The sequence below is a fragment of the Pseudoxanthomonas sp. JC1303 genome, from assembly GCF_058448525.1.
The window spans coordinates 2,610,394-2,624,911 of sequence record NZ_CP185958.1 but is presented as its reverse complement, the minus strand read 5'-3'; the positions used below and the strand labels follow the sequence as shown (position 1 = coordinate 2,624,911).

Genomic DNA, 14,518 nt, shown 5'->3' with positions numbered 1-14,518 from the left:
CGAGGCGGCCAGGGGGCCCATCACTCATGCCGGGCGCCGCTAGAGCGTCTTGACGGTCTCGCGCAAGGCCGGCACACAGCGCCGGCTGACTTCCAGCGGTGCCGACGCGTGACGCAGGACGGCCTGCACCTTGCCATCGTCGACCCGACGCAGCTCCATCAGTTCGTGCCGCGCCACCAGGCAGTTACGGTGGATGCGCACGAAGCGACTGGCGAATTCCTCCTCCAGCGATTTGAGCGATTCCTCGATCAAATCCTCGCCGCGAGCGTGATGCACCACCACGTACTTTTCCTCGGCCTGCAGATAGTGGATCTCGTCCAACGGGATCAGGCGCAGGCTGCCACGCAAGCGCGCGCACAGATGCGTGCGCGCCTGTTGGCTGGTCGGGGCGGGCGTGGACGCGCGGCCAGCCAGGAAGGTGCGGGCGCGCTCCAGCGCCGAGGCCAAGCGTTCTGCGCGCACCGGCTTCATCAGGTAGTCGATGGCCGCGGCTTCGAACGCCGACAGCGCATGCGCGTCGTAGGCCGTGCAGAACACCACCGCCGGGCGCGGATCGAACGCGGCCAGATGCCGCGCCGCCTCCAGGCCATCCACGCCGGGCATGGAGATGTCCAGCAACACCACGTCCGGGCGATGCTCGGCGCAGGCCTGCAGCGCGGCCAGGCCATCGCCGGCCTCGGCCACGATGGTCACATCGGGCTGACCCGCCAGCAGGCTACGCAGGCGCTCACGCGCCAGGGGCTCGTCGTCGGCGACCACCACGGTCAGGGGCATGCGCACCTCAGGCCAGGGGAATGGCGAGTTCGCAGGCATAGTAGCCCTGCGCCCAGAGCCCCGTCACCTGCGCACCGGCACCGAAGCGATAAGACAGGCGATGGGCGATGCTGCGCTGCGCGTGGCCAGCGCCGCGCCCCACGGCCAACGCGGGCGCAGCGGCGGGATCCGGTGCCGGGTTGCGGACCACGATACGCAGCATGCGGCCCTCCACCCGCAGCGCGATCTCGATCAAGCCACCGGCCGGCAAGCGCGAAATCCCGTGCAATACCGCGTTTTCCACCATGGGCTGCAGGACCAGACGCGGCAGCACCAAGTCCCAGGGCAGCGGCTCGGGTCGTTCCCAGGACACGCTCAGTCGTTCCCCAAGCCGCAGCGACTCGATCGACAAATAGCGCTCGGCCAGCTCGACCTCCTGGGCCAGGGTCGAGTTGTCCTCGCCCGCACCGAGCGCGGCGCGGAACAGGTCGGACAGATCGAGCACCGCGCGCTCGGCCACCTGCGGCGCGCTGTGCAGCAGGCTGGCGATGAGGTTCATGCTGTTGAATAGAAAGTGCGGGCGGATGCGTGCCTGCAGCGCATCGGCCTCGGCCCGGGCGCTGGCCGAGAGCTGCGCCGCCCAGCGGTCGCTGACGTAGAAATAGCGCAGCGCCAGCGCGGTGATCAGCATGACGACCGCCGCACTGCCCAGCGTAAAGCGCCAGAAGCCCACGGCGCGCGCACCGATCTGCGCTCCGGTCGCGGTATACAGCGTGTAGAGCGCACAGGCCGAGAACATCGCCACAGCCCCGGCCACCAGCACCGCCGCCACGGCTCCAAGCCCCTGCGGCAGGCGCGACAGATGCGAGCGCAGCACGCACAGCAACGCGGTGACCGCGATGGCCTGCCACAGCGCAAAGGCGCTGGCCGAAAGAAAATGCTCCAGCGTCCAATGGGGCGCGCCATCAGGCGACAGCCCCAACAGCACGATCACCAGTTCGGCCAGGCCCAGCATCACCATCAACCGCGGCAGCGTGCACAGCTGCGGCAACCAGTCCTGCCCAGGCTCGGACGCGTCCATGCCTCAGCCCAGGCGCTGGGACATCCAGTCGCCGAGGTCGCGGATCTCCTCGGCGCAGACCGAATGGGCCATCGGATAGCTGTGCCAGTCCACGGCGAACCCTGCGCCCTGCAGCGCCTGCGCGCTGCGCTGTCCGAACGCCTGCATCACCACCGGGTCCGCACTGCCGTGCCCCATGAAGATCGGCTGGGCCTTGGCCGCCTCGGCCGCGAAGCCGGCCAACTGATCGGCACCGGGCAGATAGGTGGACAATGCGATCAAGCCGGCCAGCGGCACATGGCGGCGCACGCCCGCGGCCAGGGTGATCGCCCCACCCTGCGAGAAGCCCGCCAGCAGCACGTGGTCGGGCCCGATGCCGCGCTCGGCCTCGCGCGCCAGCAATGCCTCGACCTGGACGATGGATTCGTCCACGCCCGCCGCATCGGCCCGGTTGGCGAAGTCCATGCCAGCTATGTCGTACCAGGCGCGCATCGGCAACCCGTTATTGATTGTGATCGGCCTGACCGGCGCATGCGGGAACACGAAACGCAGCGCAGGCCAGCCAGGCCGCACCAGTTCGGGCACGATCGGGGCGAAGTCGTTGCCGTCGGCACCCAGGCCATGCAGCCACAGCACGGTCCAGGTGGGATGGGCGCCGGTTTCCAGTTCGACGGCGTCGAGCAGCTCGGGCATGGTGTCCTCGGAAGTGTCGGGGAGAGGGAGGACCGGCATGCCGGCTCAGTCCATCTCCACCATTTCGAAATCGTCCTTGGTCACGCCGCAATCCGGGCATGTCCAGGTGTCGGGAATGTCGTCCCAGCGCGTGCCGGGTGCGATGCCTTCCTCGGGAAGGCCATCGGCTTCGCGATAGATGAAGCCGCAGACCACGCACATCCAGTTGCGATAGGTGGTGTCGTCGGGTTCGCTCATCGGATAATCGCAGGTCCTGGGCGCTCCATTGTCACACAGCCGCGCCCGCACCCCGGAAGCCGCCATGCCCTCCTCCGCCCCCCGTGGCCTGTACCTGATCACGCCCGACCTGGACGACACCGCCCTGCTGACGCGCGTCCAGCCGCTGCTGGACAGCGGCGCTGTCACCTGGCTGCAGTACCGCAACAAGAAAGCGGACACCGCCCAGCGCCAGCGCCAAGCGAACACGCTCCTGCCGCTGTGCCAGGCCGCCGGCGTCCCGCTGATCATCAACGACGATCCCGACCTGGCGCGGGCCATCGGCGCCGCCGGGCTGCATCGCGAGGACCTGGACACCACGCTGGCCGACCTGCGTGACGCCCTCGGGCCGCAGGCGCTGCTCGGTGCCTCTTGCTACGACCAGCCCGAGCTGGCCGAGGCGGCGGTGCGCGAAGGCGCCAGCTACGTGAGCTTCGGTGCGTTCTTCGCCAGCCGCAGCAAACCGACCACGCACCGCGCTACACCCGCGGTCTTCGCCGCAACGCGTGATCTGGGCGTCCCGCGCGTGGCCATCGGCGGGCTGACGCCAGACAACGCTGGGCCGGCCATCGCGGCCGGCGGCGATCTTGTGGCCGCGATCGGCGGCGTCTTCGACGCCCCGGATCCGGTGGCCACGGCGCGCGCGTTCCAAGCGCTGTTTGCTTAGCACCAACGCAGCCAGGCTTCATCATGCCCGGCAGCGCCGGGCTTTCACCTATCGAGACGCGACACATCGCCGCCTTGGCTGTGGGGACCTGGCATCGGGCAATGGGCATCGGCCCCTGCCCGAGGCCGATGCGCTACCGGCTTACTCCAGCGCCGCCTTCACCGCTTCCGGATCGGCCAGCGACTGCACCTTCTCAATCAGGCGCACCGTGTTGCCACCCAGGATCGCGGTGACCTGCGCGTCGTTGTAGCCCGCGTCCAGCAACGCCTGCACCACCTTGGGCAGCGCCGTGATGTCTTCGTAACCGACCACGCCGCCGCCGCCGTCCCAATCCGCGCCCAGGCCGACGTGCTCCCAGCCGGCCACCTTGATGATGTGCAACAGGTGGCGCATGTAGTCGTCGAAGTTGGCCTTCTTGATGCCGTACTTCTCGTCCAGCGCGGCGATCTGGTCCATCGCCTGCTTGCGCGCGTCGGCATCGAGCCCGCGCCGACCGCCGAAGGCCTGATAGATCTTGCCTAGCTCGGCGCGGTACGCCGGGGTGGCACCGGTGTCGATGAGGTAGCCGCCCAGCGAATTCACCTGGATCACGCCGCCGTGCGCGGCCAGCACCTTCAGCCGCTTGTCGTCCAGGTTGCGCGGATGCGGGTAGACGTCCCACGCGCCGCTGTGGGACAGAATGATCGGCGCCTTGGACAGGGCGATCATCTGGTCGAACACCTCAGGCGAGGCGTGCGAGTGGTCCAGGATGATGCCGAGCTTGTTTGCTTCCACGATCATCTGCCGACCCTTGTCGGTCAAGCCCTCGCGCGCGGTCACCGCGCCCGGCGCGGTGCCGGCCGAATCGGCAAAGTCGTTGTGGCTGCCGTGCACCAGCGAGAGCATGCGCAGGCCGGCCTTGTAGTAGTAGCTCAGCAGGGTGGGATCGTGCGAGAGCGGATAGGCGTTCTCCATGCTGATGTAGACCGACTTCTTGCCTTCGGCCTTGATCCGCGCCGCGTCGCCGGCCGTGGTGGCGAGTTCAAACTTGTCTGGGTTGGCCGCGACCATCTCGCGGATCTCGCCCAGGCGCTTGAGACCGAAGTCGCGCGCTCTGAGCTTGCCCATTTCATCCAGCGGCCCCTGGCCGGTGTAGACCACCCAGAAGCCGCCATCCAAGCCGCCTTCGACCATGCGCGGATAATCGATCTGGCTGCCGTCTTCGGCGCGACTGTGCCGGTCGGTGATCTTCCAGCCCGGCTGGCCGAACAGGGCCGGCGTATCCAGATGCGTATCCAGGTTGATCGCGGCGGCCTGCAGCCGGCGCGCGTGCTCGCCCACCACCACCTCACCGGCCTGCGCCGCAGTGCCTGACAGGCCGGACAGCAGAACCGCGGCCAGGAGCGTCTTTGTCTTCATCAATGCTTGCCTCGTGCTGAAAAAAAGGCGCCGCCGAAAGGCGACGCCCCACTGGGACTATGGATGTCGGGTCAACCGCGAGCCCTGCGGCTGGCCACAGGGCTCACGGTGCGGGCTCACCAGTCGTAGGTCACCGACAGACGGCCGTAGCGCGGAGTCTGGTAGACCACGGCCTGGCCGTACAGCGGATTGACCGAATTGTCCGGCAGCTGCGAGAACGGATAGACGGTGATCTCCTTCTGCGCGTTGAGCACGTTGAACATGTTGAAGTTAACTGCCAGCTTGCCGTCGGCGAAGGTCGGCTTCCAGGTCAGGCCCAGGTCGAGCTGATTGATCCACGGCAGGCGGCCGTGCGAGCCCGGGGGCGAGGGTTCACCGGTTCCGGTTTCCGGGTTGTAGCAGTAGTGGTACGGGCCGCCGGTGATCGAGCTGCCGCCGTAGCCGGCCGGATCGGTGCCACTGTAGGACGTACCGTAGTAGTTGCCCAGGCAGTGCTTCGGCGCACCGGAGATCATGCTGAGATTGGCCGACGCACCGATTTCTTCGGTCAGCTGGTAATAGCCATACAGCTTGATCTGGTGGCGGTGGTCGTTGGACTGGTCGCCATTGGTGTGCTCCATCAGCGCCGCGTGGTCCCAGCTCTGCGTGGTGGAGACCGCCGCCTGTCCCTGGTAGCTGCCCAGCGCGCCGCCACTGCGGAACAGATCCGAACGCAGCTGACCTTCGGTGGTGCCGTAGCTATGCGACCAGACATAGTTGAACTTCGCGTACCACTTGCCGTCGAACGGACGCTCGAAGTTGAACTCCATGCCGGCGTAATCACGCTTGAGCTCTGGGAAACCTGCCGCTTTGCGCGTCACGGTGACCTGACGCAGGTTGCCGTCCGTATCGTAAACGTTCCAAACATTGGTCTTGCCGGGGTTGACAAGTTCTGCGCCGGCGGTGCGCGTGTAATCGATGTCGACGCCCTGTGCAAGGGCAGATTCAACAAGTCCACGGTTGTCGGTATCAAAGTTCTGATCGTCGATCGCATCGTTCAGGCGACGATAAGTGCCGCGCACACCGTATACCCAGCCGTTCTCCATCTGCTTGGTAAAGCCCAGGATCAGTTCGTCCTGGTTCTCGCCCTTGATGTCCTTGACCACGGCGGCACTGGGATCCGATGCGCGGCCAAAGCGCGAGTTCGCCGACACTGCCGGGCCCAAAGAGGTGGAAATGATCGGCGAGCCGTCGGCATTGATGCCGCTATAGGTGAAGTACTCATTCTTGGAGATGTTGGCGGTGAAGAGGCCAACGGCCGACAGAGGCAGTCCGAGGTAGTAGCGTCCGACGTTACCGAAGATCTTCAGGCTGGAGTCGCCATGCACGTCCCAGCTGAAGCCGATGCGCGGCGACCAGGCGTCCACGCTGATGTAGGGCACGTGGCTGATCGGCACATAGTTGGTGAACTCGTCCTTGCGCAGGCCCAGACTCAACAGCAGGTTGTCGGTCACCTGCCACTTGTCTTCCAGGTAGTAGGCCTTCTGGTCGGCGTCGTAGGAGTTCAGGCCGATGGTGGTGTCCTTGGTGACGTAGTAGCCGGAAGCGCCGTAGACAGGATCCACCAGACCGGGGCTGGGCGCACCCTTTCCACCGGCTTCGTTGGCCGACTGGCTGATCAGGCCTCCGGTATTCAGGCCATAGGGATCGTCGGTGCTACCGTAGCTCCAGGCATACCCGGGGCCGGAAGCCTGGGTGCCGATATTGGTGGCCTTGAGCTTCTGGTTGTCGATACCTGCAGTGATCGCATGGTCGCCAAGACGCCATTCCAGGCTCAATCTCAGGTTGCGCTTCTCCCACTCTCGGTCCGGGGCGGTGACCGTACCCTGCTTCTGGGGGCCGGCAATCGGCGAGCCGCCGTTGTAGGCCGGATTTTGCAGCGCGATGTTGTTGATCACCGGGCCGTTGGCCGGGTCATAGTTGTAGTAGCTGATCTCATCCGGCGTGCGCATCTCACCGTACAGCGCGCTGACGGTGACGTTGTCGCCGAAGTAGCCGGTGTACTTGGCCGAGTTCAGGACCGGGCCGGCCTTGTTCACGTTCTCGTCGGTGTAGTACGCGCCCTTGGCACGATTGACGTAGTCGTAGCGGTAGATGGTGCCGCCGGTCTCGTACTTGTCGCCCGCGCTGGTGAGTTCCAGCAGGTGGTTGTCGGTGATGTACCAGTCCAGCTTGGCGTACCAGCGGTTCTGCTCGTAATCGTATTCGGTCAGACCGCCGGAGTTGCCGTTGTCCGCATCGCGGTTGCTGGCGATGCGGGTGCCGTGCGAGTTGACGCGCTCGCCCGCGAGGAAGAAGAAGAGCTTGTCCTGGATGATGGGACCGCCAACATAGGCACTGTAGGTCTCGGAGGTCGCCTTGGTTTCGCTCAACGGCTGATACAAGCCATTGGCCGCACGCGCGTAGTTATAGGCGGTGTTGCTGGTCGTGGACGTCTGGCTGTCCGGCCGCCAATAGATGTCCTTCTGGCTGGTCTTGAAGGCATCCGGCTCCATCACCACGGCGGCGCCGAACTTCCATTCGTTGGTGCCGCGCTTGCCGACCTGGTTGATCACACCGCCGTTGGACCGGCCGTACTGGGCGCCGTAGCCGCCGGTGAAGATTTCCTGCTGGTCGATCGCGCCGTAGGGCAGGGTCAGGCCGCCCAAGTTGTTGGCGGTGGAGGTGGTGTTGAAGCCGTTGAGGTAATAGGCGTTCTCCGAGGCCGCCGAGCCGCCGAAGCTCGGCAGCGAGCCGCCCAGCGGACCGTTGTCGAAGCCACCGCTGTTGACCACCACGCCCGGTGCCAGCAGCGCAATGGCCTCGGCGCTACGGCCCAACGGCAGTTGCTGCAGCTGCTCGGAGGTCACTACCGTGCGCGTATCCACGCTGGACACGTCGATCGGCGACATGCTCATGGCCGAGACCTTGACCGCGGTCAGGGTCGTCGCCTCGCCCGACGCGCCGCCGGCCGACAGCCCGACTTCGGTACCGGCGCCGACCAGGATCGAGACGTTCTCCCGCGTGTCGACGGTGGCGCCGTCATGCTTGAGGGTGACGGTGTAACTGCCCAGCGGCAGGCTGCCGAGCGAATAGCGCCCGTTCTCCACTTTCACCTCGCGCGAGAAGCCGCCGCTGCTCTGGACCAGCACGGTATCCGCCTCTCCGGCCCCGCTGACGGTGCCGAAGATGCGGCCGGTGGTGGACTGTGCATAGGCGCCATTGACGGCCACGGTCAGTGCGAGCGCCAAGGCGCTCCTGCGGATGAGTCGGTTCATATCGATGCGGTTCCCCGGAAAGGTGGTTCGGCAAGACGCCGGAAAAAGGCGCCACTCCCCAAAGTGGCACCGCACGCGCCAGCCTGACCACGGGCCGTCACCGGCAAACCGTGGCGCAGCATGTCGCGACGCGACACGGATGCTATGCGCCGTCATGGGGCAAAGTTCGTTCCACGACGGGTAGGTGGCACCCGACCGGGTAGGTGGGCAGGGTGGGTGGGGCGTCCGGGGTGGTCCCGACCGGGCCCAGCCGCGACAATGTCGGGCTTCGTCCCCGCACGACGCCCACAGGACCAGCTGATGCACCACGATCGCTCGCACGCCCTTTTCGCCCGCGCCCAGGCGCTGATCCCCGGCGGCGTCAATTCGCCGGTGCGTGCCTTCAAGTCGGTCGGCGGCGAGCCGTTCTTCGTCCAGCGCGCCGAAGGCGCCTATCTGTACGACGTGGACGGCAACCGCTATATCGACTACGTCGGGTCCTGGGGGCCGATGATCGCCGGGCACAACCATCCGGCCGTCCGCGAGGCGGTTGAACGCGCGATTCTTGACGGCCTGTCCTTTGGTGCGCCCTGCCCGGCCGAAGTCACCATGGCCGAGACCATCACCCGCCTGGTCCCGGCCTGCGAGATGGTGCGCATGGTCAATTCCGGGACCGAGGCCACGCTCTCGGCAATCCGCCTGGCACGCGGCGCCACCGGCCGCCAGCGCATCGTCAAGTTCGAAGGGTGCTACCACGGCCACGGTGACTCGTTCCTGGTCAAGGCCGGCAGCGGCATGCTCACCCTCGGCGTGCCCACCTCGCCCGGCGTGCCGGTCGGGCTGAGCGAACTGACCGCCACCCTGAGCTACAACGATTTCGAAGGCGCCACCGCGCTGTTCGAGGACATCGGCGCTGAAATCGCTGCGGTGATCGTCGAGCCCGTGGTCGGCAATGCCAACTGCATCCCGCCCCTGCCCGGCTACCTGCAGCACCTGCGCGAGCTGTGCACCCAGCATGGCGCGGTGCTGATCTTCGATGAGGTCATGACAGGATTCCGCGTGGCGCTGGGCGGCGCGCAGGCCTACTACGGTGTCACCCCCGACCTGACCACGTTCGGCAAGATCATCGGCGGCGGCATGCCGGTGGGCGCGTATGGCGGCCGCGCCGAGTTGATGAACCAGATCGCCCCGGCGGGGCCGATCTACCAGGCCGGCACGCTTTCCGGCAATCCGGTCGCCATGGCCGCCGGCCTGGCGATGCTGGAGCTGATCCAGGCACCGGGCTTTCACGACCGGCTCTCCGAACGGGCCGCGGCACTATGCGCCGGGCTGGAGGCGGCGGCCCGCCAGGCAGGCGTCGCCGTGACGACCAATCAGGTCGGCGCCATGTTCGGGCTGTTCTTCACCGACCAGAAGGTGGAAACCTACACCCAGGCCACGGCTTGCGACACCGGCGCATTCAATCGGTTCTTCCACGCGATGCTCGAGCGCGGGGTCTTCCTGGCGCCGTCGGCGTACGAAGCGGGCTTCCTGTCCGCCGCGCATGACGAAATTGTCATAAAAGACACGCTCGAAGCCGCGCGCACGGCGTTTTCAGCCATCGCGTGAAGGCGAACGCGCGCATCGCGCGATGACCAGCCACTTTGCAAAACGCTACTTACGTGGCATATCTGTCATCGAAAGGTGCCTAGAGGATGGGCATGGGCGGGGGCCCCGACACAGGACCATGACAGATGCGCAGGTTACGCCGCGCATGGAACGGTCTTGTGCCATGCGCCGGCTTACCTGGGGGAAGCCGGTCACATGCGGAGAGCTGTGTGCCTGTTGCCAAGCCCGTTGCACTGATCGGCCCGCGTCCGTCCCTCACCCGTGAGGGCACCACCAGCGGCGACTGGATCCTTCCCGACAAACTCGAACCACCCCGTCTGCATGTCGATGCCATCCCGCGATCGCGGTTGATGGCACAGCTGGATGCGAGCCTGTCGGTCCCGCTGACCCTGCTGCTGGCCCCGCCGGGATTCGGGAAGAGCACTCTGCTCGCCCAATGGCACGCGCATCTGCTCCAGCAGGGTCAGACCCAGGTCGCCTGGCTGTCGCTGGACGAGGATGATGCCGAGCCCGCGCGGTTGCTGGCCTATCTCGCCCTGGCCCTGGGATTGGGCGCCGGCGACAGCTTCACCCCCCCCTTGGGCGCGAGCCATTGGCGCGACCTCGATCTGGCCGCCACGCGCACCGTCCTGCTGCGCGCAGTCCGTTGCGCGCAGCAGCCGTTGGTCCTGATGCTGGACGACTACGATCGCGCCGCCAGCCCGGCCATCAATGAAATCATCACCCTGCTGGTCGAACACGGTGGGCCCCGGCTGCACGTGCTGCTTGCGACGCGGCGCGCGCCTGCACTGCCGCTGTCGCAGCTGACCGTGCGCGGCGCCCTGCAGCGGATCGACGCCAGCGAACTGGCCCTTGATGCCGGCGAGACGCGCGCGGTGCTGGGGGCCTCCAGCGACGCCGATGCCGCTCGCCTGCGCGACAAGACCGAAGGCTGGCCCGTGGCGGTACGCCTGGCCGCACTGTGGATCGCCGGCGACGGGCGTCGGGGCGAGGACGTGGCCCGGTTCTCTGGACGCTCGGCCTTGCTGGCCAACTACCTGGCCGAACAGGTCGTGCGAGACCTGGACGCCCCGCTGCGCGACTTCCTGCTGGAAACCTCCGGCCTGGAGCGCTTCAACGCGGATCTGGCCAATGCGGTGCGCGGACGCCAGGACAGCGGCCAGCTGCTGGCCTGCCTGGGTCACTTCCATGGCCTGCTGGTGCCGCTGGACGATGACCACGATTGGTTCCGCTATCACCCGCTGTTCGCCGATTTCCTCCACCAGCAGCTCGAACGCCAGGCACCTGCCCAGGCCCGTGCGCTGCACCGACGCGCGGCGCAGTGGTGCGCCGATCACCACCAGCTGCCCGAAGCGGTCCGCCACGCGTTGCGCGCGCGCGACACCGAGCTGGCCGCGGCATGCGTCGCCCGCGCCGGCAGCTGGCAGATGCTGCTGCGGCATGGCACGGCCGCCGTGCGCGGCCTGCTGCGACAGTTCGATGTCCGGGTGATCCGCGATACCCCGGCCCTCAACCTGACCCAGGCTTACTTGCACATGCGCGTGGGCGAGTTCAGCCATGCGCAGACCCTGCTGGAGCGCTTCCGTGATTTCGGCGAGGAGCTGCGTGCCCCGCTGGAACGCGACTACACCGTGGTCGTAGCCCTGCTGCGCGACTTAATGGACCAGGTCTGCGGCAATCCGCGCGGCATCGCCCAACTCCATGCCCAGGCCTGCGCCTTGGACCAGGATGACCACCTGGGACGCGGAACATTGCTATGCATCTGCGCCACCACCGCGCTCGGCCGTGGCGAGCTGGCCACCGCCGAGCGCTTGGCACGGGAGGCGGCCGAGACCCTGGGCCGCGCGCCAAGTCAGGAAAGCCTGGGCTATGCCCTGGTCCACCTGGGCCAGAGCCAGTTCTACCGTGGCGCGCTGGATGCCGCCGAGGACACCTACCAACGCGCGTTGGCGCTGGCCGGGCAGTCGCATGGCGGGGATTCCACGCTCATTGCGGCATGCCGCTGCCTGCTGGCCCAACTGCAGGTCGAGCGCGGCCGCTACGATGTCGCCGCCGACCTGCTTGATGGCGCCCTGGAAACCCTCGAACGCGATGACGGCTGGGTCGATGTCTACGCCGCCGGCTACGGGACAGCGTTGACCCTGGCACGGCAGCACGATCGCAGCGGGCGCAAGGCCTGCGCCCTGCTCGATCGCATGGATGCCCTGGCCACCCGCAGGCACCTGGCGCGTCTGGCCGATCTGGCCACCGCCTGGCGCCTGGACGTGCTCATGGACTTGCCCGGACAGGCCGTGGCCGACGCGGTCATGGCCCGCTCCGGCGGGGAGGCCGCCTTCATCCATGCATTGTCCAGCGGCCATGGCTGGCGACAGGGCCACGCGCTGGGCATGGCCCTGGCACGCTGGCACGCCCAGGCCGGCCGTGCCGGCCAGGCGCTTTCGATCCTGCAACGCCAGCAGACCTTCGCCCTGGAAAACGGCGACGCGTTCCATTTGGCCCGCGTGCAGCTGCGCCTGGCCCTGGTTCGGCATCAGCGTGGTGAGATGGACCAGGCCCTGCCCCCCCTGCACGCCGTCCTCGACCATGTCGCCTCCATGCGGGCCTGGCAGGTCGCCCTGGAGCCAGGGCTGCCCACCAAGTCCCTGCTGCGCAGCGCCCGCCAGCACGATCCAGAGGCCGCCGCGGGAACCACGCGCGCCCTGACCATCCATATCCTCTTGGAGAAGCTCTCCTGCGAGGAAACCCTGGCCACCCAGCTGTTCAGCGAACGCGAGCTGGAAGTCCTGGGACAGCTGGCCCGCGGTCAGTCCAACAAGCAGATTGCGCGACGGCTCTCGCTGTCGGAGAACACGGTGAAGTTCCATCTCAAGAACCTCTACCGCAAGCTGGAAGCCAGCACCCGCGAAGCCGCCCTGGGCAACGCCTTGCAGCGCGGCCTGATCGAGGCCGCCGGCGGCCCGCAATGAACGACGCCCGCCGCGGTCGATCGCGGCGGGCGTCGGATTTCCTGCGACCTCGATCCGGCTTGGGTCTTAGACCACCATGAAGGTGCCGTCGCGCCGCTCGTCCTGGAGCAGGGTGAGCTTCAGCGGCACCGGCCCGCGCTCACCGGCCATCACCTTGGCGAAGGCGTCCTTGAACCGGTTCATTTCTTCGGCCGTGCCCACGGTGATGCGCGAGGAATTCGGCCAGCCTTCCCAGCTGCGGCCCACGAACACCCCGTAGGTGGCCATCGCCTCCATGAACTCACGCGCTGGGCGCTTGACGTCCAGCATGAAGCAGTTGCTCTCCGATGGGCTGCACGCATAGCCCTGCTGGGTCAGCCAGGTGGTGACGTCCTCGCGGATCGCGGTGTTGGCCGCGCGCCGGGTCGGGACCAACTGCGGGTCGCGCAGGCTGGCCAGGCCCGCGGCCATGGCGGTGACCGGCAAGGCATTGGTCCCGAAGTAGGTCAGGCGTTCGAGCAGATCCGGACGACCCACCGCGTAGCCCAGGCGGATGCCGGCCATGCCGTAGAGCTTGGAGAAGGTCCGCAGGATCACCACCTCCTTGTCGGCGGCCACCAGGTCCGCGCCGGTCACCGCGTTTTCCGACAGATGGATGTAGGCCTCGTCCAACACCAGGATGCTGCCCTTGGGCTTGTGCGCCAGGGCGTACTCGATGTCCTTGCGCGGGGTGAGCGACCCGGTGGGATTGTTCGGGTTGCAGATGTAGATCATGCCGGCCGCGGCATCGGCCGCGCACATGGCCGCCACGTCGTGGCTGTAGTCGGCCCGCAGCGGCACCTTGTGCACGGGCGCCTTGACCTGGCCGGCCGTGCGCCAGGCCGCTTCGAAGGTCGGATTGGCCGTCACCAGCGAGGCTGTCGGCGAGGTGAAGGCCAGCACCGTCTGGGTCAGCGGCGGGGTCGAGCCGGCATACGGGACGATGTAGTCCGGCTTGACCCCGAGCTGGGCGGCCATCTCCTGCACCAGCTCCCCCTGCATCTGCCCCAGATAGCGCCCGCCACTGGGCGCGATGCCATCGATCGCCTTGAGCGCCTCGGCGCTGGGGCCCAAGGGGTTCTCGTTGGCGTTGATCATCACCGGCTCCAGGCCCAGGGCCTTGGCCTGCTCGGGGTCCACGCGCGGCCGGCTGGGCGGGTTGCGCTTGGCGAAGGCCGGCCCGGCCAGGCCGAGCAGCGGTGCGCCAACGGCGGTGCCGGCAGCCAGGGCGGAGCCACTGAGGAAGCGGCGACGGGAGAGCGGTGCTTTCATGGGGTCACTCCGATAGCGGGGGCGGGAAACGGACGACTACGGACGCACGGCGATGACTTCGATCTCCACGCGCGCGGCCGGATTGCCCAGCGCCGCAATCTGGAAGGCCGAGCGGGCCGGCAGGTTCATCTGCTTGGCGTCCTTGCCGAAGAACTGGGTGTACCCCTCCATGAAGCCCTTGAAGTCCATCTTGCCGTCGTTCTCAGGACCGCCGACCAGGAAGGCCTGCATCTTGACCACGTCCTTCATGTCCAGGCCCATGCTCTGCAGCTGCTTCTGGATCTGGGTCAGCACGCTGATGGTCTGGACCTTGGTATCGCCATAGGCCTCAAGCGAGCCCTTGGGCGCACCGGGGTTGGCGACGGCGGCCAGCTTGCCGCTGAGATAGATGGTGGACTTGCCAGCCGGGACTTCGACCGCCGAGGCGATCGGGAAGTCGCTGCCGGGGATGCCGTGGCGCACGACATCCTGGGCCTGGGCGGCCATGGGTGACAGGAGGGCGGTCAGGAACAACAGGCGGGACAGGCGCATGGGAACTCCGTAGGAAAAAAGG

Annotated in this window: 11 protein-coding genes; 3 read left to right on the top strand and 8 right to left on the bottom strand. The window is 67.3% G+C overall.

Going from position 1 to position 14,518, the window contains the following annotated elements; genetic code table 11:
• Positions 1-39 precede the first annotated feature (39 nt).
• Genes ACORQU_RS11685 through ACORQU_RS11670 form a run of 4 tightly spaced genes read right to left on the bottom strand, consistent with a single transcriptional unit; the run spans position 40 to position 2,809 of the window.
• A complete protein-coding gene (locus ACORQU_RS11685) occupies positions 40-774 on the bottom strand; it encodes a LytR/AlgR family response regulator transcription factor (RefSeq protein WP_491641345.1) in 735 nt (244 codons plus the stop codon).
• Between the two features lie 7 nt (positions 775-781).
• Entirely contained in the window at positions 782-1,834 is a 1,053-nt protein-coding gene (locus ACORQU_RS11680) for a sensor histidine kinase (protein WP_271647149.1), read from the bottom strand.
• 3 nt (positions 1,835-1,837) lie between these two features.
• The gene (locus ACORQU_RS11675; RefSeq protein ID WP_491645084.1) at positions 1,838-2,506 is read right to left on the bottom strand and encodes an alpha/beta hydrolase; all 669 of its coding nucleotides are present in this window, start codon (positions 2,504-2,506) and stop codon (positions 1,838-1,840) included.
• A gap of 45 nt (positions 2,507-2,551) precedes the next feature.
• Entirely contained in the window at positions 2,552-2,809 is a 258-nt protein-coding gene (locus ACORQU_RS11670) for a rubredoxin (RefSeq protein WP_491641344.1), read from the bottom strand.
• Between ACORQU_RS11670 and thiE the strand changes: the two genes are divergently transcribed.
• Positions 2,808-3,428, top strand: coding sequence for a thiamine phosphate synthase (thiE, locus tag ACORQU_RS11665; protein ID WP_491641343.1), 621 nt, complete (start codon positions 2,808-2,810; stop codon positions 3,426-3,428). The two genes, ACORQU_RS11670 and thiE, sit on opposite strands and share 2 nt — an antisense overlap.
• Before the next feature lie 141 nt (positions 3,429-3,569).
• On the opposite strand, the gene ACORQU_RS11660 is transcribed toward thiE, so the two are convergent.
• Entirely contained in the window at positions 3,570-4,826 is a 1,257-nt protein-coding gene (locus ACORQU_RS11660) for a dipeptidase (RefSeq protein WP_491641342.1), read from the bottom strand.
• A gap of 116 nt (positions 4,827-4,942) precedes the next feature.
• Positions 4,943-8,122: a TonB-dependent receptor gene (locus ACORQU_RS11655; RefSeq protein ID WP_491641341.1), complete on the bottom strand. Its 3,180-nt coding sequence runs from the start codon at positions 8,120-8,122 to the stop codon at positions 4,943-4,945.
• Between the two features lie 300 nt (positions 8,123-8,422).
• Between ACORQU_RS11655 and hemL the strand changes: the two genes are divergently transcribed.
• Both hemL and ACORQU_RS11645 read left to right on the top strand, forming a co-directional pair.
• Positions 8,423-9,709, top strand: a complete 1,287-nt coding sequence (hemL, locus tag ACORQU_RS11650) for a glutamate-1-semialdehyde 2,1-aminomutase (RefSeq protein ID WP_491641340.1) — start codon at positions 8,423-8,425, stop codon at positions 9,707-9,709.
• Positions 9,710-9,918: 209 nt separating this feature from the next.
• Complete coding sequence (locus ACORQU_RS11645) at positions 9,919-12,675, top strand: winged helix-turn-helix domain-containing protein (protein WP_491641338.1); 2,757 nt, start codon at positions 9,919-9,921, stop codon at positions 12,673-12,675.
• 66 nt (positions 12,676-12,741) lie between these two features.
• Here ACORQU_RS11645 and ACORQU_RS11640 read toward each other — a convergent pair whose 3' ends face one another.
• Together ACORQU_RS11640 and ACORQU_RS11635 are read right to left on the bottom strand one after the other, a co-directional pair.
• Positions 12,742-13,965 (bottom strand): pyridoxal phosphate-dependent aminotransferase, encoded by a 1,224-nt coding sequence (locus ACORQU_RS11640; protein ID WP_491641337.1) that lies wholly within the window; start codon positions 13,963-13,965, stop codon positions 12,742-12,744.
• 36 nt (positions 13,966-14,001) lie between these two features.
• Positions 14,002-14,496, bottom strand: coding sequence for a RidA family protein (locus tag ACORQU_RS11635; protein ID WP_491641336.1), 495 nt, complete (start codon positions 14,494-14,496; stop codon positions 14,002-14,004).
• Positions 14,497-14,518 lie beyond the last annotated feature (22 nt).